Annotated in this window: 19 protein-coding genes; 13 read left to right on the forward strand and 6 right to left on the reverse strand. The window is 52.1% G+C overall.

What is annotated here, in order from left to right; all coding sequences use genetic code 11:
* Positions 1-128 precede the first annotated feature (128 nt).
* Complete coding sequence (gene speB, locus Q3Y66_RS17650) at positions 129-1,031, forward strand: agmatinase (protein ID WP_050805272.1); 903 nt, start codon at positions 129-131, stop codon at positions 1,029-1,031.
* Positions 1,032-1,119: 88 nt separating this feature from the next.
* Here the strand turns inward: speB and Q3Y66_RS17655 are convergent, their stop codons facing one another.
* Complete coding sequence (locus Q3Y66_RS17655; protein WP_008956099.1) at positions 1,120-1,803, reverse strand: response regulator transcription factor; 684 nt, start codon at positions 1,801-1,803, stop codon at positions 1,120-1,122.
* A 210-nt stretch (positions 1,804-2,013) separates the two neighbouring features.
* Positions 2,014-2,571, reverse strand: coding sequence for a response regulator transcription factor (locus tag Q3Y66_RS17660; RefSeq protein ID WP_008956098.1), 558 nt, complete (start codon positions 2,569-2,571; stop codon positions 2,014-2,016).
* A 301-nt stretch (positions 2,572-2,872) separates the two neighbouring features.
* Here Q3Y66_RS17660 and Q3Y66_RS17665 point away from each other — a divergent pair, with 301 nt between their 5' ends.
* The 6 genes from Q3Y66_RS17665 to Q3Y66_RS17695 all read left to right on the forward strand — a co-directional run bounded on the left by Q3Y66_RS17665 (position 2,873) and on the right by Q3Y66_RS17695 (position 9,861).
* Positions 2,873-4,708: a bifunctional diguanylate cyclase/phosphodiesterase gene (locus Q3Y66_RS17665; protein ID WP_008956097.1), complete on the forward strand. Its 1,836-nt coding sequence runs from the start codon at positions 2,873-2,875 to the stop codon at positions 4,706-4,708.
* Positions 4,709-5,677 (forward strand): sensor domain-containing diguanylate cyclase, encoded by a 969-nt coding sequence (locus Q3Y66_RS17670; RefSeq protein ID WP_008956096.1) that lies wholly within the window; start codon positions 4,709-4,711, stop codon positions 5,675-5,677.
* Between the two features lie 300 nt (positions 5,678-5,977).
* Complete coding sequence (locus tag Q3Y66_RS17680) at positions 5,978-6,454, forward strand: NYN domain-containing protein (RefSeq protein WP_035586045.1); 477 nt, start codon at positions 5,978-5,980, stop codon at positions 6,452-6,454.
* A 399-nt stretch (positions 6,455-6,853) separates the two neighbouring features.
* Positions 6,854-8,101 carry an acetyl-CoA carboxylase biotin carboxylase subunit family protein gene (locus Q3Y66_RS17685; RefSeq protein WP_368411728.1) on the forward strand — a complete coding sequence of 416 codons (1,248 nt, stop codon included), beginning with the start codon at positions 6,854-6,856 and terminating at the stop codon, positions 8,099-8,101.
* 159 nt (positions 8,102-8,260) lie between these two features.
* Complete coding sequence (locus Q3Y66_RS17690) at positions 8,261-9,064, forward strand: M48 family metallopeptidase (protein WP_008956093.1); 804 nt, start codon at positions 8,261-8,263, stop codon at positions 9,062-9,064.
* Between the two features lie 212 nt (positions 9,065-9,276).
* Positions 9,277-9,861: an exopolysaccharide biosynthesis protein gene (locus Q3Y66_RS17695; protein WP_008956092.1), complete on the forward strand. Its 585-nt coding sequence runs from the start codon at positions 9,277-9,279 to the stop codon at positions 9,859-9,861.
* A 58-nt stretch (positions 9,862-9,919) separates the two neighbouring features.
* Here Q3Y66_RS17695 and Q3Y66_RS17700 read toward each other — a convergent pair whose 3' ends face one another.
* The 3 genes from Q3Y66_RS17700 to Q3Y66_RS17710 form a co-directional block, all read right to left on the reverse strand.
* Positions 9,920-11,119 (reverse strand): toxic anion resistance protein, encoded by a 1,200-nt coding sequence (locus tag Q3Y66_RS17700; protein WP_008956091.1) that lies wholly within the window; start codon positions 11,117-11,119, stop codon positions 9,920-9,922.
* A gap of 134 nt (positions 11,120-11,253) precedes the next feature.
* Entirely contained in the window at positions 11,254-11,880 is a 627-nt protein-coding gene (locus Q3Y66_RS17705) for a hypothetical protein (RefSeq protein WP_238528418.1), read from the reverse strand.
* A complete protein-coding gene (locus tag Q3Y66_RS17710) occupies positions 11,864-12,199 on the reverse strand; it encodes a hypothetical protein (protein ID WP_238528416.1) in 336 nt (111 codons plus the stop codon). The genes Q3Y66_RS17705 and Q3Y66_RS17710 overlap by 17 nt, the downstream gene beginning before the upstream one ends.
* Positions 12,200-12,514: 315 nt before the next feature.
* Between Q3Y66_RS17710 and Q3Y66_RS17715 the strand changes: the two genes are divergently transcribed.
* The 5 genes from Q3Y66_RS17715 (at position 12,515) to rnk (ending at position 18,482) form a co-directional block, all read left to right on the forward strand.
* A complete protein-coding gene (locus tag Q3Y66_RS17715; RefSeq protein WP_008956090.1) occupies positions 12,515-14,137 on the forward strand; it encodes a BCCT family transporter in 1,623 nt (540 codons plus the stop codon).
* Between the two features lie 347 nt (positions 14,138-14,484).
* Entirely contained in the window at positions 14,485-15,870 is a 1,386-nt protein-coding gene (locus tag Q3Y66_RS17720) for an FAD-binding oxidoreductase (protein WP_008956089.1), read from the forward strand.
* 61 nt (positions 15,871-15,931) lie between these two features.
* Complete coding sequence (locus Q3Y66_RS17725; protein ID WP_008956088.1) at positions 15,932-16,072, forward strand: hypothetical protein; 141 nt, start codon at positions 15,932-15,934, stop codon at positions 16,070-16,072.
* A 533-nt stretch (positions 16,073-16,605) separates the two neighbouring features.
* Complete coding sequence (gene gdhA / locus Q3Y66_RS17730) at positions 16,606-17,958, forward strand: NADP-specific glutamate dehydrogenase (protein ID WP_008956087.1); 1,353 nt, start codon at positions 16,606-16,608, stop codon at positions 17,956-17,958.
* A gap of 110 nt (positions 17,959-18,068) precedes the next feature.
* Positions 18,069-18,482, forward strand: a complete 414-nt coding sequence (rnk, locus tag Q3Y66_RS17735) for a nucleoside diphosphate kinase regulator (RefSeq protein ID WP_008956086.1) — start codon at positions 18,069-18,071, stop codon at positions 18,480-18,482.
* A 294-nt stretch (positions 18,483-18,776) separates the two neighbouring features.
* Here rnk and Q3Y66_RS17740 read toward each other — a convergent pair whose 3' ends face one another.
* Positions 18,777-20,063, reverse strand: a complete 1,287-nt coding sequence (locus Q3Y66_RS17740; RefSeq protein WP_008956085.1) for an MFS transporter — start codon at positions 20,061-20,063, stop codon at positions 18,777-18,779.
* Positions 20,064-20,134: 71 nt separating this feature from the next.
* On the opposite strand from Q3Y66_RS17740, the gene Q3Y66_RS17745 reads away from it, so the two are divergent.
* Positions 20,135-20,995, forward strand: a complete 861-nt coding sequence (locus Q3Y66_RS17745) for a diguanylate cyclase (protein ID WP_238528414.1) — start codon at positions 20,135-20,137, stop codon at positions 20,993-20,995.
* Positions 20,996-21,310 lie beyond the last annotated feature (315 nt).

Here is a 21,310-nt window from a genome sequence, read left to right on the forward strand (position 1 = left end):
GATTAAATTCTAAACATTCATTTAATTTATCACCAATTATTCCTTATCGTCTGCACCATTCGCATCAGACAGCGATTAACCAGCACGCAAGGAGACATACGACGGTGACCCACCCACTAACTCAGACCATGCCTAGCCTTTATGGCGATGTGATTTCTACCTTTATGGGTGTAGCAAAAGCAACGGATCCCAAGACGACCGATGCCGAGGTGGTAGTGAGTGGCGTGCCCTTTGACCTAGCGTGCTCTGGCCGTGCGGGCACCCGCATGGGGCCGAATGCGATTCGCCAAAGTACTGCTAACCTGATCTGGGAAGGCAAACGCTGGCCTTGGGACTTCGCCTTAGAAGAGTGCCTCAAGGTATGTGATGCAGGCAACGTCGATTACGCTTATGGCGAACCCGAAAGCCTGGTCGATAATCTGGAAACCCACGCCAACCGTTGGTTAAGTGCGGGTAAAAAGATGCTTACCCTGGGCGGCGACCATTACATCAGCTTGCCGCTGCTACGCGCCCACGCACGTCAACACGGCCCGCTGGCGTTGATCCATTTTGACGCCCATACCGACACCTACGAGCAGGGCACACGCTTTGACCACGGCACCATTTTTCACCACGCCCTGAAAGAGGGATTGGTCGTGCCAGAACACTCGCTGCAAATTGGTATTCGTACCAGCTATGACCGCCACAATCACCCTTATGAAGTGCTGGATGCGGACTGGGTCAACGACCACGGTGCAGCCGCGGTACTCGAGCGAATTCGCGCCAAAGTGGGTCATCATCCTGCTTACGTCAGCCTGGACATTGATGGCCTGGACCCCGCCTACGCCCCTGGCACAGGCACCCCGGTCTGTGGAGGCATGTCTACCGACCTGATGCTGAAAGTCATTCGCGGCATGGTGGGCATGGAGTTAGTTGGCATGGATGTAGTGGAAGTCAATCCTGCCTACGATCACGGCGACATTACGTCGCTCGCTGCTGCGACGTTAGGGCTTGAGTTTTTGTATACGCTGGGCGCATCTAAACGGGTTTAATAGTAGGGTAAGGTGAAATCACGCTAGTAAGAATAAAAGCAGGAGGCAGGAAGGTTTTAGCGTGGTTTCGCCTAGCAAGCAGTCAACCTCACTGAGATTCATCAGTATCTTGCGGCGTCATTAGTAGGCCCAATCGAATAGCTTCGTGGACTAAGCCAGCGGTATGTCTAACGCCTAGGCGGCGCATGATATCAGCGCGGTGGGTCTCGATAGTTTTAATGCTGACGTTGAGCTGATCTGCAATCGCTTTACTACGAAAACCGCTTGCCACTAGCGTTAGCACTTCGCGTTGACGTGTGGTTAAGGGGTTTTCGTGCATAGAGGCAGCACCCACTACAGAAGCGGCATCGACAAATTCTTCAGGTTCCAAGGCTGTGAACACAAAACGCTCACCCAACGCTGCTTTTTGAATGGCCATTTTTAAGTCATTCACATGCGCATTTTTGTGAAGAAATCCATAGACACCCTCTTCAAAAAGACGTCGAATAAAAGTATCACTAGAGTAGGTAGAAAGGACAATGACGCGTATATCTGGGCAGATATTTCTAAGCTGGCCTAGCGACTCCAGTCCCTTTGAAGAGATAACTGCTGCATCAATAAGCGCCACATCAATGGGATAGCGGGCAGCCTCTTTTATGAGTTGTTGCTCAGAACCCACCTCGGCAACCACCGTCATCTTGTCGAAGGTTTCGATAAGGGAACTGATCGCGGAGCGAACTAGCAGATGTTCATCGGCTAGTAATATCCGGGTGATATCTTCTGAACGTTTCATGAAAATATGGCATGGACCTTGAAAAGGTAAAACCTTACGTAAAACCCCTCGCTAGCGCGGGTTCAATCGCTATCAGTGGTGCTATCCGGTTTCCTTCTACGTCTAGCGGCCAAAAGCCAGAAAGAAACTAATCATAAAAACAGGTTGGCACCTGTTAGACCCCGCAAGGTAACGTACTGACTGCCAAATCAGTATAGGTAAAAACCCTGATCATTTTTCTTGTTGCAGGATGCCCAAGCGCAACGCTTCACTAATGATATCGTCAATTGAATAGCGCTCTTGAGCGGCACCAATATAAAAGCTGTCTCTATTTGGAAGCTCCTCCAAGACCAGCGCCTCAGACAACCGTTTGAGTATAGTAGGACATAAAAATATTTTATCTTTAACGGCAGCATGTAGCGCTATTTCAAGCTCACTGACGCCAGCCTCGCGTAACAGAAAACCATTAGCTCCAGCCTGCAGCGCTCTGTTCACTTCAGCGAAACTAGGGTTAACCGATAGAAAAACTACCCGCGTTATCACACTGCTTTCGCGCAATTGCTGAATTGCTTCAAACCCTGCTTGGCTAGGAAATTGTGCATCAATCAAGGCGACATCGGCCTGCGCTTGATGAGCCACTTCACACTGCTCATGAGGGCCAGCAATACTTGCGACCACCCTTATATCTTTGAAACGCTCAATGACTCGGCAAAGCCCTTCTCGAATGAAGCCGCTTTCGTTGACGACCACTACTCTGATGGATAAATCAGAATTGCTTTGTGGATTCATTCACGCACCTCCACCCATGCCTACCTGTGTCGTGGCGCGCCCTGCCAATTAGAACGTTCCCTGTGATTGCCAAATAATGACGATTAATACCGTTCTACGATGTGAATACTCACTACCGCCGTGTTGAGCTTTCACGCTCAATAGGTTTTTTCTGTATCTATTAGACTACACAAAAACCATGAGACAAGTTTGAAAAACACCAGTAGGAATGATTAAATCCAGTAATCATCTCATTCAAAGCAAGAGCGTGAACGCCATTGGCACATCACCTTCGTGCTCATTTTCTCATCAGGCACACTCCATGGATGACAATAATGTCCGCTTCACCTGTCTAAAAGACGAGGACGCTCGGCTGAAAGAGCTGCATTCGCTCGACATCCTGGACACCCTAAAAGAAGCGGATTTTGACCGTTATACACGTTTAGTATCGCAGGTCTTCAACGCCCCTATCACACTCATTTCACTAATCGATGAAAACCGTCAGTGGCTTAAATCTTCCGTAGGCATAGAGGTTCGTGAGATCTCACGCGAGCTCTCTTTTTGCACACATGCCTTAGAGTATGGCTACCTCGAAGTATCTGACACGCTTGCTAGCGATTTTTTTCATAATCACAAGGCAGTAACGTCATACCCCTATATTCGCTTCTACGCCGGTGTTGTGCTGCACGGTCCTGGTGGGCACGCCATTGGCACTTTATGTATTAGCGATACCCAACCGCGGGCGTTAAATGAAGTGGAACGCTCGTGGCTAGTCGCTTTTGGCAAAATCGTCGAAGAACAGATCCATCTTAAGTCACAACTTTTCAATGTTCGCCATCAGGCTAGTCGTATCAATCAGCGTGACGCCCGAACAGGTCTACCAGACGAAACGCTGTTTGGGGAAACTCTCGAAAACTTAACTCAACTTGTAAAAACAGAGTCGTATCACTTGGTTGTTCTGCACTTACGAATGAATAACCTCGATGAAATCAGCCGACTACATGGTCGCGAGAATCGCAACGCTATTCTGAAATGTCTCGCTGACCGTCTCACCGCGCCTGATATCGGTATCCTAGCAGTCGGCAATATGGATATTGATCGCTTCGGTGCCGTGGTTTCTATCTATTCGTTGCGCGAACTCTTCGGTGTGATTAAACCCATCATCAATAAGCTGAACGCTGCCATCGATCTGAACGGTCACACTATACGACCCAACATTGATGTCGGTATTAGCGTCTCCCCCGATGACGGCATTAGTCCAGACGATTTACTGGAAAGAGCGCGGGCAGCCCTTAAAGGGCCCAAGACCTACGAAAGCATCCATATTTTTACTCATCGCACCGAAGAGAGTGCTTTACGCCGCCATAAGATTGAGCAGCGACTAGAGTCGGCGCTGCTAGGCAGAAAGTTACAACAACACTATCAACCGCTGGTTCTTGCTGACGGCAGCGGAGTGGTGGGTTTTGAAGCATTAGCCCGCTGGCAGGATAAGACTCTAGGCACCGTTAGTCCTGGTGAATTTGTGCCCATAGCAGAGAAGAATGCCCGGCTATCTCGGCTACTTACTGACTGGTCATTAAGATGCTTGTGTGAAAAAGGCCTTCATTGGCCAATCAAATCCAGCGATCCACCGCTAAAATTGAGTATTAACATTCCTGCCAATCAGTTTTATCAAAGCAATTTTGTTGAGCATATTCTGCAAACACTTGAAGAACACAACGTAGCACCGCAGCGCCTGACACTAGAGCTTACAGAAGAGAGCCTGCTAACTGATATCGACAGCGCCGTTTTAACCATGCGCAAATTACGAGATTGCGGCATTTCCCTGGCTCTGGACGATTTTGGCACCGGCTATTCCTCCCTTAACTACCTTAAACGCCTCCCTGTAGACATACTTAAAATCGATAAAAGCTTTATTGATGACCTTCCTCGTGATGCAAAAGCAGTCAATCTTGTCAGCGGTATTATCCGCATTGCCCATGGTTTGGGCTTAGAAGTGGTTGCTGAGGGCGTCGAATACGAAGCACAACAAAAAATATTGCTGGAACTTGGTTGCGATGTGCTGCAGGGCTACTTGTTCAGCCGTCCAGTTGAAGCGGAATATGCATTGGCATTTCTAACTATGTGGCCTAAGGGCCCCCACACGGCAGCCACCTAAATGGCTTGGCACTCCATACTATTCCCAAACACCAGCTCACAAGCTTCACAGGTGTTTACAGCACCATTAACACAGGAAGAGTGGCAGGCGCACGCACGCACGCTGCAAAAATTGCACAAGGTAGGCCGTCTGGGCTATTGGCAGATGTCGCGAACTTCAGGAAACGTCTACTGGTCGGAAATGGTCTATGAGTTTTTTGGTGTCACTCCAGATGGCTTTGTGCCTAATCAAGACTCATTTATGACAATGGTTCACCCCCTAGATCAAGAAAAAGTAGCCAAATCGCGCCAAGACATGCTCGATATTGGTTTTACTGACATCAAATATCGAATTATCCAGCCAAACGGCTGCATTCGCTGGCTCCATGAAATTGCCGATAATACATCGCCCGATGATCCCAACATTCTCCTCAGTACCCTGCATGACATCACGGCACACAAAGCGTTAGAAGAAAAACTACGAAAGCAGGCGATTACCGATGATCTAACAGGCGTATTTAACAGACGCTACTTTATGAAGCGACTTCGCCAAGCCTTCTCTCACTTCCTGCGCAGTGAGCAAAATGCCGCCGTACTCCTCTTCGATGTCGATTACTTCAAAACAGTCAATGATACCTATGGCCATGCAATGGGGGATCAGGTGTTGCAACAGATCTGCCAACTGTTCAAAGAGCGATTTAGAGAAACAGATATTGTAGGCCGTTTGGGCGGCGAAGAGTTTGCCGTGCTGCTGTTTGAAGTTTCATCAGAAGATGCAGTGGCTATCGCTGAAAATATAAGAAAAACACTTGCAGATCAAAAATTTAAAACCGAATCTGGCAGCACCTTCCATATTTCCATCACCTGCGGCGTCTCCAGTTTTGCTGAGGATGACCCAACAGAAGACAGTATCCTCCACCGCACAGATAAATCCCTCTACTTAGGTAAGCATCACGGACGGGATCAGGTGGTTGGTGAAGGGGATAATTGAGGGTTACGCTAATTTCACAAACACAGCCACCACTGGTTCACCGAGCAAACCATCGTTATTATTATTAACTTAAACTAATTTAGCATGCTGGCGGGCAGTCGTGATCTATTCACATAGCGCGCGGTCAACGCGATAAACAGTGTGCGCAACTGTACAATCACTATATTCCGCAGAAGGCGCTGCACCAACGATTGCCGATGACAGCGATGAAAGAAGAGCAGACTAAACGTTCGTGTTATTTACTCAATAGGTAACTAATCACACAAATACCGACAACTAATGAGAAAAAGCTTAATGTCTATAAAAAAAGTGGCGATATTTGTTGATGTTCAAAATGTCTACTACACCTCACGCCAAGCCTACGGCAGGAACTTTGATTATAATAAATTTTGGGCACAAGCAACCGCCAATAGAGAAGTGGTGCAAGCTTTTTGCTACGCCATCGACAGAGGCGACCAAAAGCAAAGGGAATTTCAAATTATACTTAGAGCTATTGGTTTTAACGTAAAGTTGAAACCTTTTATTCAACGTTCAGATGGTTCTGCGAAAGGTGATTGGGATGTAGGCATTGCGCTTGATGCCATGGAGTACGCTGAGCAGGCGGACGTTATTGTGCTCGTGTCCGGTGATGGAGACTTTGATCTTTTAGTCAATAAAATACGCGTTAAGTACGGTAAAAAAGTTGAAGTGTATGGTGTTCCTCAGCTCACCGCAGCATCTTTAATTAATGAAGCCAATGAGTTTGTCGCAATAGATAAGTCGCTTTTGCTAGATTAACTAAACATTAATACCTAACAGCATACTCAATAATGACCTAGCTACTGCTATTTCATGCTGATGTTTCATCAGCATTCACTGATCTTACTTATGTGCGTTTGTAAAAATAATCAACTCCCAAGCAGAAGAAAAAGTTCTACAGTTATTCAACAATAACTCTACAGTTTAATTGCCATTTGTAACCATATCGACTAGGTTAGTTACAACGGGTGCGCTAATAACTTTTCTAATGCTGGCTGATTCAATCGCTCCTGAACACTTCTGACTGTGGCTCAGCTCACTTGGTGCGCTCCAATCTCAGCACAGTCAGTTTGGGTCAACCAGCAAGGAGGACATCGAATGTCGATTACATCAGAAAAGCAATTACCCGAAGCAGTAGCGTCTTGGCGTGATCCAGAAATGGACTCGGTCAAAGGCACCGAGACTCCCAAAGACCCCAATAAAGGCTATATCGCCTTACTTGGCTGGAGTATCAACGCGATCAAGGCTGCGCAGAAATTTGACCGTCGATATATCGTTGTTGCTCCTGAATGGGCTGCGGATTTCTGTACCGCGAACAACATCCCTTTTCTGCCGTGGGACTTTATCCGGCTAAACGACCGGTCCATGGAAATCGCCGAAAAGCTAAAAGAAGAAGGCGTCGATATCGCCATCCCGCTGTTTGAAGAAACCGTTGAATGGTCCGGTGCGATCAACTCGGTTCTACTCGACAGTCCTCGTATGTTCGGCCAGTCCATTCTGTTCCGTGACAAGGCGTTAATGAAGCGTCGTGCCCAGCTTGGCGGTATTCGCGTCGGTATTTTCGAAGAGGCGCATGAGAAAGAAGACATCGTTCGCTTCATGAAGCGCGTCAACCAAACGCTGCTTAAACTCGATGGCGACCCGGATGACCCGATTCACGTCAAGGCATTCGACAAAGCCGGTTGCCTCGGCCACCGAATGATTCGCAAGATCGAAGAGATCGACAACATTCCAGACGAAGAATATCCCCTGCTAATGGAAAGCCATTTGGATGGCTGGGAGTTCGCCGTTGAGGCCTGGATACACGATGGCAAAATCCAGTTCCTGAATATTTCAGAATACGTAACGTTGGGCTATTCGGTATTCGTACCCGCGACGGCGGAACTCGAGAGCTGGCGCACCGCGATCACTAAACAGATCGAACTGCTGATCAAAACGTTCGATATTCAGTTTGGCTTGATTCACCCCGAGTACTTCGTCACAGCTGATGGTGAGATGTACTTTGGCGAGGTTGCCTACCGCCCACCCGGCTTCAAAGCTTTCGAGCTGATTGAAAAAGCCTACGGGTTTAACGCCTATCAAGCATCGATGCTCGTGTTTGATCCGAAAAGCACAAAAGAGGAAGTGGCAGCGTTCTTCCCCCGTGAAGTGGTCGATGCGAAAGGCTACGCCGGCTGCTTCGGTGTGTACCCACGCCGCCGGGTGGTCAGCAAGCTGGAAATGCCCAAAGAAACGATTGAGCATCCCTATTTCGAGTCCCACGAACTGGTCGCGCCCGCAGAAGAAACCGTTCCTGACCGCTCAGCCTTCGGGACACACTGGGGCCTGCTCTTCTTCTTTGGAGACGACCCCATCAAAATGCGCGATCTATTGAAAGCGCAGGAAGATCTGGATTTCTACGTCTAAAAAGCTTCAAAACAACAGGTTTCATTATGGGCGCCCTATCTGCAATAGTTGCTGATAGGGTGCCCTTTTTTTACCCACGCTAGCTCTTTCAGCATTGAGGTTTGGTTCTCCCCTTGGCTAAGGCCGGTATACTCGCTTGATTTATTGATGAGAGATGCGATGCGCCCACGACTCCTGTTGTGCCTATTATTCCTGCTCCCCCTGGTACTGCTGACCGGCTGCGATGAAACGCCGACCGGGCGCTCCCAACTGACATTGGTACCAGAAAATTTAATGACACAGATGGGCGAGGATACCTTCGACCAACTACGCCGTGACCAGCCAGTGTCACGTGACGTAGCCGCTAACCGCCAGGTAGAGTGCGTAGCTCAGGAAATAATAGCCGCCACCGAGGCCCTCTATCCGACTGACGAGCTACCGGCGGCCTGGGAAGTTGTCGTCTTTGAAGATGATTCCCCCAACGCCTTCGCCCTACCTGGGGGGCGCATTGGCGTGCATACCGGCCTACTCCAAGTCGCCGAGACGCCTGACCAACTGGCGGCGGTGATCGGCCATGAAGTTGGTCATGTGCTGGCTGACCATGGCAATGAACGCCTTACTCAGCAGCTTGGCATTAAGGCCGGGATGCTAGTAGTAGGATTGTTAGGCGAGGGAGACATGGGACAGCAGCAGTTAATGCAGGCATTGGGCCTCGGCGCCCAGCTCGGCATCACCCTGCCGTTCAGCCGCGCCCACGAGGAAGAAGCCGACCTGATGGGGCTGGCGATCATGGCGCAAGCAGGGTTCAACCCACAAGAAAGCGTGGCACTGTGGCGCAACATGGCGGCGGCTGGTGGCGGTCAGCCTCCTGAATTTCTCTCTACGCATCCCGCCCATGAGTCGCGCATTACGGCATTACAACAAGCAATGGAAGAAGCCGTGGCAAGCTATCGCACGGTCGCCCCGGCTGATTGTTCTGGGTAGGTAATTATCAGGCAAATAGGTGATGTCTGCGATGTGAGTAAGGATTACTAGCTGCTCTACGCAGAACCGCTTGTGGTCAATAATAACCCCACGTCACTCTCTTGGTAATTTGGATTCGCCCTGCCTACTCTTTGTCAGTGAACTCTCTCATGAGCGGCATATTCAAGCCCATGCCTAGTCCGCCCACAATTGATCTCTTATGGTAGCCATTGATGAACCAGCCGTTGCAAAACCTCGAACAACTCCTTGACCGAGTGGGCGAGTTGACACGCCACAACGATCGCGTCTCAATCGAGATGGTTGTTGAATCGATTGGCAGCCGTTCTTTTGGGCCGCTGTTGATGCTGATTGGCATCACGTTATTCTCGCCGCTCAGTGGCGTACCTGGCATGTCGTTCTTCATGGCGTTGTTCGTGTTGCTGGTAGCCGTACAGATGCTGATCGGTCGGAAAAAATTTTGGTTGCCCCATTTCATTCTCGACCGCTCAGTTGAGCATAACAAACTGCAGAAAGCGCTCGACTGGCTCAACAAGCCAGCGCGGGGCATAGACCGCGTTCTTAAACCACGATTAACGTTCCTAGTACATAGAGGGGGCAGCTATGGCATTGCCGTGCTGTGTGTCATCGTCGGTCTGTGTATGCCGCTCATGGAACTGGTGCCCTTTTCTTCCTCGGCTGCCGGGCTGGCTTTGCTGGCGCTAGGGCTTTCACTGGTGGCCCACGACGGGTTACTCGCCCTATTGGCGTTTGTTATCTTCGGCGCCACGTTCACGCTTATCGCTGTCAACCTACTGTGATTGATCCCGACAGCAGCACTATGAGATAACGCGACACAAGAGGCTCCTTAATGACGCATTAGCTGGGGGCTTGACCGTCGTCCTGTGGCTGCGATTGGCTACCCTCGCGGAGGCGCTCGATGGAGGCGTTTCCCTGCTTCGCCAAGGTCGCCAGGCGGTCGATTTGCTCATCCAGCCGCGGTAAGGCCTCCTGCCGATAGCTTGAGAGATCATCGATCGCGCCCATTACCTCGCTGAAAGCTTCCTCAAGCACTTGCATATCAAGCATCGCGGAGGAGGCGCGCTTTTGTATATCTACCCCTTGCTGACGCAGTGCCTTGGCGGTCCCGCCAATCATCTGCGACGTGGTAGTGTTAAGGGCTTCGATGCGGTCCAGCACCAGGCGTTGGTTAGCCATCGCCATGGCAACGGTCACCGCCACGGTAAGGGCTGAAACAGTGACGTTAATGGCCCTGTCTACACCGCGCATCAATTCCCGGTTATTGCGGATGATGACCTCTAGCGCCAGCACGCCCTGCTGACTCACCGCCAGTTGCTGTTGGAGATCGACAATACGCTGGCGCAGGGGAAAGAGCAGTTCCTCCTCAAGGAAGTGACGCCGCGGATCATCGGCATCGCGAGCGGCAATCTCGTCCTGCAGGCGGCTATCAATCAAACGGCCCAGCGCAATTTGCCGGTTCAGCTCAACAAGGATTTTATTTAAAGCCTGTTGGTCATCGCTCAGGGTAACGTTGTCACGATGTAGCATATCGCGACCGCCTTTCAACTCATCAATAATCGCGTCTAGCGCCTGCTGAGCATTTTCGAACTTCTGAAAGTAGCGCTGCAGGCGGCTGTCGACGCCGGGAATGAGCGCCATAACACGATCCAGCGCGCTCGGCGCTAGACGATGGCGAGCGGGATCAAGGCCCTCCATGCGCCCGCGAAGATCAACCAGCGCCTTGGCTACCGGCCCTCCTTCATCGCCCTGATGGGCTAACTGACGAAGCGGTGTTTGCAACATGGCACTACGATGCGCGGCCTGCTGCTGCAACTCAAGCCCCATCTCGTCTACGGCCCGGCGCTGGCGAGCGATGGATTCCTCGTCATTCTCGGCGAGGATATCTTCGACAAAGCGGCCGGCCATCGCCTCAAGCTCAGGGTCGATGGCACGCTCATTGGGGTCGACCGATTCTTCCTGGTTAGCCCCCAGCTGACTGGCAATCTCGTCCACCGGCGGCAGGGAGAGGCGACGTTTGTCATCGGGTTGCTGAGCCATAAACATCTCCTGAGCTATTGAAAGAAGCCGTTGTGAAAACCGCAGGGCACCATTGGCACTGAACCATTAACACAGAACCATTAACACAGAACCATTAACACAGAACTTTCGGCACAGCAGCATCGTCCGCTGGATTAATCTTTACGCGTATAACGATCCGCGCCTTCGACGAAGCGGAGTAAATCCTCCAGTGCCTTCTCGGTGGTAACCGACGCCTGTGGGCGCGCTGTCTCGATACGCGCCATGGAAACAGCGGTGTCGTCGAGCACGGTCAGGGCCGATTCGATACGGGCAGAAAGCTTATTCAACCGGTGCTCAGTTTCCACCAGCAGATCCAGGCGCCGCACCAGGGCAGCGCGCTCCTCCTCGCCCAACTGTTTGCCCTCTTGGGTCAGGCGACTACGCACGTAATTACCGTCTACGCTAACCACCCCTCGCGCCTGGGACGCCATAGATGTCAGCGTATCCACCGCGCCGAGACAAACCTGCGTGACCAAGCCACGCGAGCGCTCGAAAGCCAACTCGCCTGTGTGGAATCGGCCGCTCAGCACGTCCATCACATGCCGATAGCGGCTATAGAGGCGATCCGCCTGAATGGCGAGATCGGGGCGATGCACGTCGAGCAGGCTCTGCTTGGCCCGGCACATGGCGAGTACAAGCTCATCGGCCCCCTCTGGCGGCCGACCAGGGTCGAGTACTGACACGCCAGCCTCATAGGCCTTGCGCTCCTCTTGGGCACGGCGCTTACGTACCGCGGCCACTCGTTGAGCTTCCTGGCGGCGCTCGCGGCGTCGGGCCAGCCAGCCGCGCAGTGTTCGCTCGACTGGCAGCGCCACAGGAATAGAGACAATACCCGCCAGCCAGCCAGCCAAAAAGGCTGGGGCTGAAACCGCCCCATAGAGAGGTCAGCCACATCAGCATGCTGATAAAAGGAACCAGCAAACAATAGCGGAAGATGACCTGCAGACGGCTGGGAGCCAGCACCGGAAGCGCCAGACCAGGGTTGAAAAGGCCGACCAATAGCCAGGGCAGGCAGGTCATAAACAGGCCATAGGAAAATCCCTGCAGGAATCCCAACATTGATACGGCTATCCTTCATTCATGAAACGCAAACACCAAGTGTAGAGTAACTGAGATGGCCCGCTCAGCACCAGTTGGGCACACGCTAGTGACTTTTTGAAGCCGGACGATATCACTTCCCTTGAGTGCTTTGATCAGCGCGGATGAAGCATGCTGCCAAACACCTTCTATACCGAACAGCAGCCTATGGAGAGGAGAAGAGGTACTCTACTTCGCCCAGCTTGGCGTAATCGACCGACAACTCCTACGTTGTTTTAAGGACGGTTGTAAAACCGGTTATAAAAACTGGCTGTAAAGACTCAGGGAGACGTAACGATGGATGCACTTGCGCGAAAGCTGGGCCTCAAGACGGATCCCACTATTTTTTTCACATCGGCTGGGATCATGATTCTTTTCCTTGTGGCGCTGTTGATTGCGCCAGGCCCTATAGGGGAAGCCTTCGGCGCGGGGCGGCAATGGATCGTTACTAACCTTGGCTGGTTTTTTATTTTTGGGGTCACAAGCTGGGTGGCGTTTCTACTGTGGGTGGCAATAAGCCGTTTCGGGGCAATACGCTTAGGTGGCAATGATGCGAAACCGGCCTATACCAACGCCTCCTGGTTCGCCATGCTGTTCGCTGGCGGTATCGGCACGGTGCTGATGTTCTGGGGCGTGGCCGAGCCGATATCCCACTTCGCAACGCCGCCACGGCCGGGTGTCGAGCCCTTCTCGGTGGCCGCCGCCGACGATGCCATGAGCTTTTCGATCTACCACTTGGGCCTGCATACCTGGGCCATTTTCGCCATGCCGGGGCTGGCGTTCGCGTACTTTATCTACCGTTACAACCTGCCGATGCGTTTCAGCTCGGTCTTCTTTCCACTGTTGGGCGAACGTATTCACGGCCCCATCGGCAAAACCCTGGATATCTTTGCCGTGCTCGGCACGTTGTTTGGCGTGGCGGTGTCTGTCGGCCTGGGCACCCAGCAGATTAATGCGGGGCTAACGGAACTGTTTGGTGTTCCAGACGCGGTGCTGCCCAAGGTGGTGATCATCGCCGTCCTGACCACCGTTGCCGTAGGGTCGATCATCGCGGGGTTGGATTCAGGGGTGAAGCGGCTCTCTAATATCAATATCGGGATGGCCGTTGGCCTGTTGCTGTTTGTGCTGTTTACCGGCTCAACCGTTTTCCTGTTACGTGCCGTTGTCGAAACCTTTGGCCTCTATATAACGAATCTACTGCCCATGGCGTTTTGGAATGACACGCTGGCACGCTACTCCAGCGAAGGCGGCGCCTGGGGATGGCAAGGCAGTTGGACGGTGTTCTACTGGGCCTGGACCGTCACTTGGTCGCCTTTCATCGGCATATTCGTAGCGCGGATTTCCCGCGGTCGGACTATCCGCGAGTTCGTGCTCGGCGTGCTGTTCGCCCCTTCCATCTTTACGCTGATCTGGTTTGCGATCTTCGGCTGGTCGGCAATGGAGATAGACGGAATTGGCCCCGAGGCCCGGGCAGCCCTGGGTGATCAAGCCGGTACTTTATCCGCCGCCGTGGCCGAAAGCATCCCGCTCGCCATGTTCGCGTTTTTCGATAACTTCCCCGCCGCAACCTTGATTCAGGGCTTGGCGGTGGTGATCGTCACCATCTTCTTCGCCACTTCATCAGACTCCGCCTCCCTGGTCGTCGATATGCTGTGTACCGGCAGCGCAGACCCAGGACCCTGGCATCAGCGGGTTTTCTGGGGTGTCTCCGAAGGCATGCTGGCCGCCATGCTCATCGTGCTGGCAGGCGATGCCGGGCTGACCGCATTGCAGGAGGTGATCACCGTTGTCGGCCTGCCGATGTTTATTCTGGTGTTTATCATGATGTTCGCCCTGTACCGCGGCCTTTCCCATGAGGATCTGAGCGAAATTAAGGTAGGCACCCCGCCCAAGCAGGAAGAGCTAAAGCCGGAGGATTAGGTGGTATAAATTAGAGGGGCTGTGAGCCTAGCCTTCGATGCTGCCGTACCGCATGGGCCGGAGCAACGGCTAGAAGCACCCGTCAAACTGCTCTCGAGAATTCTTTTAATTCTTTACGACAATGAAGGTTAAGTCGCTTTGCTCGGATATACAGATTCGGATGAATGTGTCAAAATAAATAAACGGTTTTATTGACAGGCGTGACTATACTGTGATTTGAGACTGGAGAAATGTCCTATTGCGGCCACTGTGAGGCATGCGGCTAATCCCCAGCCACATTGTCTTCCTCACTATCCCGTTCGGCGGTGCCTTCTGCGCACCGCCGAGCCCACTTAACGGTGCTCGTCATGAGCCAGCTTACGTCAACCGCAATCAAGGAGTTCAAGGCCGGTTTCGCAGGAGGTGTTCTTCTTCCTGACAACCCCCAATACGACGAAGTGCGCCAGATATGGAACGCCATGATTGATCGCAGGCCTTCCATGGTAGCTCGCTGCACGTCACCTGCCGATGTCGTTCACGCCCTGAACTTCGTACGCCAGCACAACGTGCCTTTCTCCCTTCGTGGTGGTGGGCACAACATTGCTGGCAATGCGGTCTGCGATGAGGGCGTAATGATCGACCTCTCACCGATGAAGAAAGTAGACATTGATCAACAACATCATCAAGGCCATGTTGAGCCTGGATGTACCCTCGCTGAATTCGACACTGCTGCCCAAGCATACGGGCTCGCCACACCGCTGGGCATCAACTCCACCACCGGGGTTGCCGGCCTGACCCTGGGGGGCGGCTTCGGTTGGCTCAGCCGAAAATACGGCCTGACCGTCGACAACCTACTCGGCGTGGACGTTGTCACGGCAGATGGCCAACAGCTGCACGCCAGCGAATCGGAAAATGCCGACCTTTTCTGGGGGCTGCGTGGCGGAGGCGGGAACTTTGGTATCGTGACCCGCTTCACGTTTCAGCTACATCCCGTAGGCCCGAACGTGCTGTGCGGTCTTATCGTTTTTCCCTTCGAACAGGCAAAATCGGTCATCACCCAGTTCGCCCGCTTTACCGAAACCATGCCCGACGAACTCAACGTGTGGATGGTCACTCGCAAGGCACCTCCCTTGCCCTTCCTGCCTGAGGAAGTTCACGGCAAAGAGATCGTGGCATTCGCCCTGTGCTACGCAGGCGACCCCGCTGAAGGCGAGAAACTTATCGAGCCGCTGAGAGGATTCGGCACCGCCTACGGCGAGCATATCGGTGTGCAACCTTACACAGACTGGCAGCAGGCCTTCGACCCGCTGTTGACGCCAGGCGCCCGGAACTATTGGAAATCCCATAACTTCTTGACGCTTGATGAAGGGGTGATCGATACCATCATCGACTATGCCAGCGCACTACCCTCTTCGCAGTGCGAGATATTCATCGCCACGCTAGGTGGGCAGGCGAGCCGCGTAGACCCGCAAGCAATGGCCTATTCGAGCCGTGATGCCAATTATGTATTGAACGTGCATACGCGCTGGGAAACAGCGGAGGATGATGCTCGTTGCATTACCTGGGCGCGGGACTTCTTTGCTCGCTCACAGCCCTTTGCCAGTAGCGGCGCCTACGTCAACTTCCTGACTGGGGACGAGACCAATCGCATTGCCTTCGCCTATGGCGCAAGCTATGAGCGACTGGTGGCAATTAAGAAGCAGTACGACCCGGAAAACCTCTTCCGTATCAACCAGAACATCAGTCCCGCCTGAGCGCTGCTTCCCGAACAAGGCCCTGAGCGGGATCTAACGACCCGCTCTGAGGAACACCGCCATGCTCACCACGATTGCCGTCATTCAAAAACCGCCGGTGCTGCTCCAACGAGACACGACTATAGAGCAGATGGTCGAATCGGCCGACTCTGCATCCAAGGGCGGCGTGGCCAAACCCGCTCGATCGTTGGCGATTGCCTAGGCTTTTGGCTTTAGGTTCTTGAGAAAACCTTTGTGTCAGCTAGGCTCCACGGCACCTTTAAAAGTATTTATGGATCTGTTCAAAATCACCCAGGAAGTGCCATTGGACATTTATCAAACTGAAGTCCTCACTTGATTATTGAGACCGCCATTTTCCAAGAAAGCAATATTGACAACATTAACTTATATTCATAAAACAACACTCATTAGTTTTAATGCTTCGCTTAATACATTACGGCCACTTATAAGTTTTTACATTTTTAAAACTCAAATATTATTTTATTAAATTCAACACTCCTAGCTTTCTACATAGTAATTTGATTAAAAAGCACCATAAATCGTTTAATAACCGTTTAACGGCTATTGAGAAATTAGCGCTTAAAACCGGCCATTACTAAACTTTAGTCTTATTTTTATATAATTTTCTCATATACAGAACACGCATAGGCTATGCACAGAAGAGTGCTGCCAGTTAAATATTCCAACGCTCTGGCCAGCCAATACTCTTTTGAAAAACGATGATGATATGCCCCTATGCCCTACGTTCACGATACGTTGACACGACTTAATAAAAGCAGCCCTGCACAGTCAGAATTTTATCAAGCCACCGAAGAAGTGCTCGAATGCCTACGCCCGCTAATCGAGCAGAGTGATTATTACCACCAACACAGCATTATTGAGCGGATAGTCGAGCCCGAACGGCAAATTATGTTCCGCATAAGCTGGGTAGATGATGCCGGCAGCGTACGGGTCAACAAAGGCTATCGCGTACAGTTCAACTCTGCCCTTGGCCCTTACAAGGGTGGCTTACGCTTCCACCCCAGTGTTACCTCAGGCACCATAAAATTTCTCGGCTTTGAGCAAATCTTCAAAAATGCGTTAACCGGTTTGCCAATCGGCGGTGGGAAAGGCGGCTCCGATTTTGACCCAAAAGGAAAATCAGATAACGAGATTATGCGCTTTTGTCAGGCATTTATGAGCGAGCTCTACCGTCATATTGGCCCTCACTGCGATGTACCTGCAGGCGATATCGGCGTCGGTACCCGTGAAATTGGCTACCTCTTTGGTCAGTACAAGCGGCTCACCGGCCACTATGAAGGCGTGCTAACAGGAAAAGGGCTTAACTGGGGAGGCTCGCTGGGCCGTAAAGAGGCCACTGGCTACGGGGCGGTGTACTTTGCGCAAAACATGCTGGCTGCCCGTGGAGATGAGCTTCGTGGCAAAACATGCCTCGTTTCCGGCGCGGGCAATGTAGCGATTTATACCATTGAGAAACTGTACGAGCTGGGCGCTAAACCGATCACCTGCAGCGATTCACGTGGCACTATCCACGATAAAAACGGCATTGATTTAGGCTTACTCAAACGGCTCAAAGAAGTGCAGCGCACCTCTTTAGAAGACTACCTGCATGAGTACCCTGACGCGCACTACATTTCTGTACGTGACTATCCCCTAGATGGGCATTCCGTATGGCATATTCAAGCCGATGCAGCCTTCCCTTGTGCGACACAAAATGAGCTGACCGCAAGTGATGCGGAAACCCTGCTCGCTAATGGCATCACGTGTATTAGTGAAGGGGCCAACATGCCCTCTACCAAAGAGGCCGTCGACCTGTTTCTAAACGCTAAAATCGCCTATGGGCCTGGCAAAGCCGCCAATGCAGGCGGCGTCGCTACCAGCCAGTTAGAGATGGCGCAAAACAGCAGCATGGAGCAGTGGTCCCTGGAGAAAGTTGACCAGAAATTAAAACAGATTATGACCAATATCCACCGTCAGTGCGCTGACACAGCCGACGAATTTGGTGATAAAACCAACTTGGTACTAGGCGCCAATATTGCAGGCTTCAGAAAGGTGGCTGATGCCATGATTGAACAAGGTGTCACCTGATCGTCTTTATTTTATAAATCGCTTATACTGTAAAAAGTATGCAGTCCTTCCTTTATTGGGGAAGGGCTGTTTTTTATTGGTTTAAACTTATTGCTTTAAGGAGAGTCATCATGGGACCACGCCCTGCTATTATTATTAATCGTCTTGATGCCGAACGCCTCCAGCGCTTGATCGACAATGCATCCGATAAAGATATGGCCGTAGCTCAGCTACTTGAGGAAGAGTTATCACGAGGTGAGGTCTGCGACCCCGAAGATATACCGGATGACGTGGTCAGCATGAATAGTCAGGTTCGCTTCACCGACCTCACTCGTGGGCTTAAGATGATTCGAACCCTGGTTTACCCGCACTCCCTGGAAAGCGTAGCGGACGGCATTTCGGTGATGGCGCCCATTGGCGCGGCTTTGATCGGCCTCAAGGTGGGCGACATCATCGAATGGCCATTACCCAACAATACCGAAACACGGCTGCGTATCGATGCCATTTATTGGCAGCCCGAACGCGAAAAGCAGTTCCACCGATAAGCCGCGCTAGAGAGTCCGCTAGTATCGGATAGAGAGAACTTCGCGGTGTTAGTGAAAAACTTATAAAGTATGGAAAATTGAAATTGATGGCATCACTAATGCGTGATGCCAATGGGTTATAGAAAAAAGTGCGTTTACTTGAACAAAAAAATATTAATAAAAATTAAACAAGCATAGTGAATCGTTGATTAACGGTCATCAACCATTATCTGTTCAGCACCAAGGCCGTGTTGTCCGGCACGCTATCTGCGTGATAACTCGCTACACTTTGTCACACGGCCCTCAACGCAATGATTAGGCTTTATAGGTTGCTTTTGTACCGGACACAATAGGTTCGCCATCTTCGTCCAGCAATTGGTGGTCATAGGCGGCCTGAAGGCCGGTATCCTCCACCGGTAGGGGCTGCAGCTCTTCCTCCTCGGCCCAGTAGTCAATGTGGCCTGGATAGAGTGGCGATAAAAATGCCACCAGGATGCCGACCACGGCGAAGATCGCAAAGGCGTCCGCATAGCCCAATCCATCGACCAGCACACCGACCATCGGAGAACCCACTGCCTGCCCAAGCGCACAGGCCATAAAGGGCAGCACCGGCCCCATCGACAGTCGCCCTGGTAGTAACCGGATGCCTGTCATCAAGTACAGTCCCGTTAAGCTCATGTAGGCAAGCCCGAAAACCATCGCGGAAAACATCGCCAGCGCTAGCTGGCTTGGGCTAGCGGCCAGTAACACCAGGCTTGAAGAGAGCATCATCAACATCAATGCCTGGGTGATGGGTGGGTTATTGCGGTCGGCGAGATCACTCACTACGGCACCACCGAGCCCGGCGATGCCGACCGCAAACCATAGCCAGCCAGTGTGGCCAGGGGGCAGCGCGCCAAGGGTAACCACCAGGTCAGGCGCGAAAAGCCAGTAAGGAGAAGAAACAAACCCCATGGCGAAGGCGAACAACGAGAGCCGGGTGAGTCGCGACCACTGCAACCGGGTGATGGGCGGTGGCGGTGCTGCGTTGGCTGGCGTTACTCTTGATACCGACGGGATAAAGTACCATGCCGCCACCACTCCCATGCCGGTCAGAACAGCAAAGAGCGTATAGGTCAGGCGCCATGCATCAGAGAGGAACACGACCGTCGGTACCGCCACGATAATCCCGACGCTGGTACCTGCGTTCATGATCGAACTGACTCGCCCGTGCATCGTCCGGCTCACCAGTGCCTGCATAGCAGCGGTCAGCGCTGGCATCATCAAACCGGTGCAGATCCCGCAGATAAATACCCCCACCCCGAGCGTGAGTGCGCCTGGCGCCTGACTGATCAGCCCCAGGCCAGCAACCCCGAAACCACCCGAGAGCACTGCCAGGTTACGCGCACCGAGACGATGCGCGGCAAGCGGCGCGACCAACGTAGCGAGCACGAAACTGATAAATGGCAGCGCCCCGATGACCCCGATAAGGTAGGGCGTGAGCGCCAGCTCGGCGCTAATGGAAGGTACAAATAGACCAAATGCAAAACGCGCCAGCCCGTAACTAATGGCGACCAGCGCAGCACCGAAGATGGCAAACCCCATGTTTGACAAGGTTTTCATACTGATACCTCCACGGCCGCGCGCTGGATAAATAAAAGTCCGACTAGCTCATTGTCATAGCAACCGCCGTGATGAGCAATGCAGATGGGCGGTCATTTACTGAAGTCGTTTTTCGAGATAATGGCTATCGCCCCCCTTCATCATTGTTCTATAGTCGAGGGACGCTAACCGGATTACCCCAGCCTATGGCCGTTGACCTGCAAGCTCTCTGCCCCAAACTGATTCACCTGATGCTGGACACTGTCTTCGTGGTGGATAAGGACAACCAGATCATCTTTGTGAGTGATGCCTGTGAGTCGTTGCTCGGATACCTTCCGCACGAGTTGATCGGCACTCTGATCACCCACTACATGCACCCAGACGATTTAGCGGCCACACGGGACTCCATTGTGCGAGTGATGGACGGAAAGCCCCACGTCGATTTCCGCAACCGCTATATCCGTAAAGATGGCGCTATCGTCCACATCCTGTGGTCTGCCCGCTGGTACGAGGATGAGGGCGTGCGAGTTGGTGTCGCGCGAAACGTCACGGCCCTTATGCAGGCCGAAGAGGGGTTACGATACCTCGCCCATCATGATTCCCTGACCAAACTAACCAACCGAGCGCTCTTCTATGACCGCCTTGCCTTGGGCCTGAGTACGGCCCACCGCTACCAGAGCAACCTGGCGCTGCTGTTCCTGGATCTTAATGACTTCAAAGGCATCAATGACGTTTATGGACATGCGGTGGGTGACCGTGTGCTCTGCACAGTCGCCAGACGGTTGGAAGGCTGTGTGCGCGAGACGGATACCGTGGCCCGTATGGGCGGTGATGAGTTCACGGTGTTGTTAACGGACATCAAGTCGGCGCACGCTGTCACAGAAAAGGTGGAGCAGATCCTCACCGTTATGAAGGCAGGATTTGAACCTGCGACCCTCGGCTTCGGAGGCTAATTCCAAACCTTACCGATGTTCTATCCTTCCAAAACAACCTATCGATAATTATCACTTTAAACCAATAAAAACAGCAGCTTATATAAAAACAGAGCACTAATACCACATACCGTTTTATCCCGAATAACATCGACCACTACCCTTCGCCACCATCAAAGATGCCACAGAGCGTGATTTTAAAGTGTCCGGTTTTTGGACGTTTTTGACCTTTGGCGGCTGTGCCTTAACTGTCTCTTAAACACACCATGATGATCACCTCGGAAAAAGGGCCTCCTCTCCCCCGCCTGTCAGTATAATGAACCGACACAATGCCCG

Source organism: Halomonas sp. HAL1, assembly GCF_030544485.1.
Lineage (GTDB): Bacteria > Pseudomonadota > Gammaproteobacteria > Pseudomonadales > Halomonadaceae > Vreelandella > Vreelandella arctica.

Excerpts from the sequence above, each read along its gene's own strand:
- Q3Y66_RS17660 (WP_008956098.1), bottom strand. The coding sequence starts at position 2,571 with ATGAATCCACAAAGCAATTCTGATTTATCCATCAGAGTAGTGGTCGTC.
- Q3Y66_RS17700 (WP_008956091.1), bottom strand. The coding sequence starts at position 11,119 with ATGGCTCAGCAACCCGATGACAAACGTCGCCTCTCCCTGCCGCCGGTG.
- Q3Y66_RS17670 (WP_008956096.1), top strand. The coding sequence starts at position 4,709 with ATGGCTTGGCACTCCATACTATTCCCAAACACCAGCTCACAAGCTTCA.
- rnk (WP_008956086.1), top strand. The coding sequence starts at position 18,069 with ATGGGACCACGCCCTGCTATTATTATTAATCGTCTTGATGCCGAACGC.
- Q3Y66_RS17685 (WP_368411728.1), top strand. The coding sequence starts at position 6,854 with ATGGACTCGGTCAAAGGCACCGAGACTCCCAAAGACCCCAATAAAGGC.
- Q3Y66_RS17720 (WP_008956089.1), top strand. The coding sequence starts at position 14,485 with ATGAGCCAGCTTACGTCAACCGCAATCAAGGAGTTCAAGGCCGGTTTC.
- speB (WP_050805272.1), top strand. The coding sequence starts at position 129 with ATGCCTAGCCTTTATGGCGATGTGATTTCTACCTTTATGGGTGTAGCA.
- gdhA (WP_008956087.1), top strand. The coding sequence starts at position 16,606 with ATGCCCTACGTTCACGATACGTTGACACGACTTAATAAAAGCAGCCCT.
- Q3Y66_RS17690 (WP_008956093.1), top strand. The coding sequence starts at position 8,261 with ATGCGCCCACGACTCCTGTTGTGCCTATTATTCCTGCTCCCCCTGGTA.
- Q3Y66_RS17655 (WP_008956099.1), bottom strand. The coding sequence starts at position 1,803 with ATGAAACGTTCAGAAGATATCACCCGGATATTACTAGCCGATGAACAT.
- Q3Y66_RS17695 (WP_008956092.1), top strand. The coding sequence starts at position 9,277 with ATGAACCAGCCGTTGCAAAACCTCGAACAACTCCTTGACCGAGTGGGC.
- Q3Y66_RS17665 (WP_008956097.1), top strand. The coding sequence starts at position 2,873 with ATGGATGACAATAATGTCCGCTTCACCTGTCTAAAAGACGAGGACGCT.
- Q3Y66_RS17725 (WP_008956088.1), top strand. The coding sequence starts at position 15,932 with ATGCTCACCACGATTGCCGTCATTCAAAAACCGCCGGTGCTGCTCCAA.
- Q3Y66_RS17740 (WP_008956085.1), bottom strand. The coding sequence starts at position 20,063 with ATGAAAACCTTGTCAAACATGGGGTTTGCCATCTTCGGTGCTGCGCTG.
- Q3Y66_RS17745 (WP_238528414.1), top strand. The coding sequence starts at position 20,135 with ATGAGCAATGCAGATGGGCGGTCATTTACTGAAGTCGTTTTTCGAGAT.
- Q3Y66_RS17710 (WP_238528416.1), bottom strand. The coding sequence starts at position 12,199 with ATGTTGGGATTCCTGCAGGGATTTTCCTATGGCCTGTTTATGACCTGC.
- Q3Y66_RS17715 (WP_008956090.1), top strand. The coding sequence starts at position 12,515 with ATGGATGCACTTGCGCGAAAGCTGGGCCTCAAGACGGATCCCACTATT.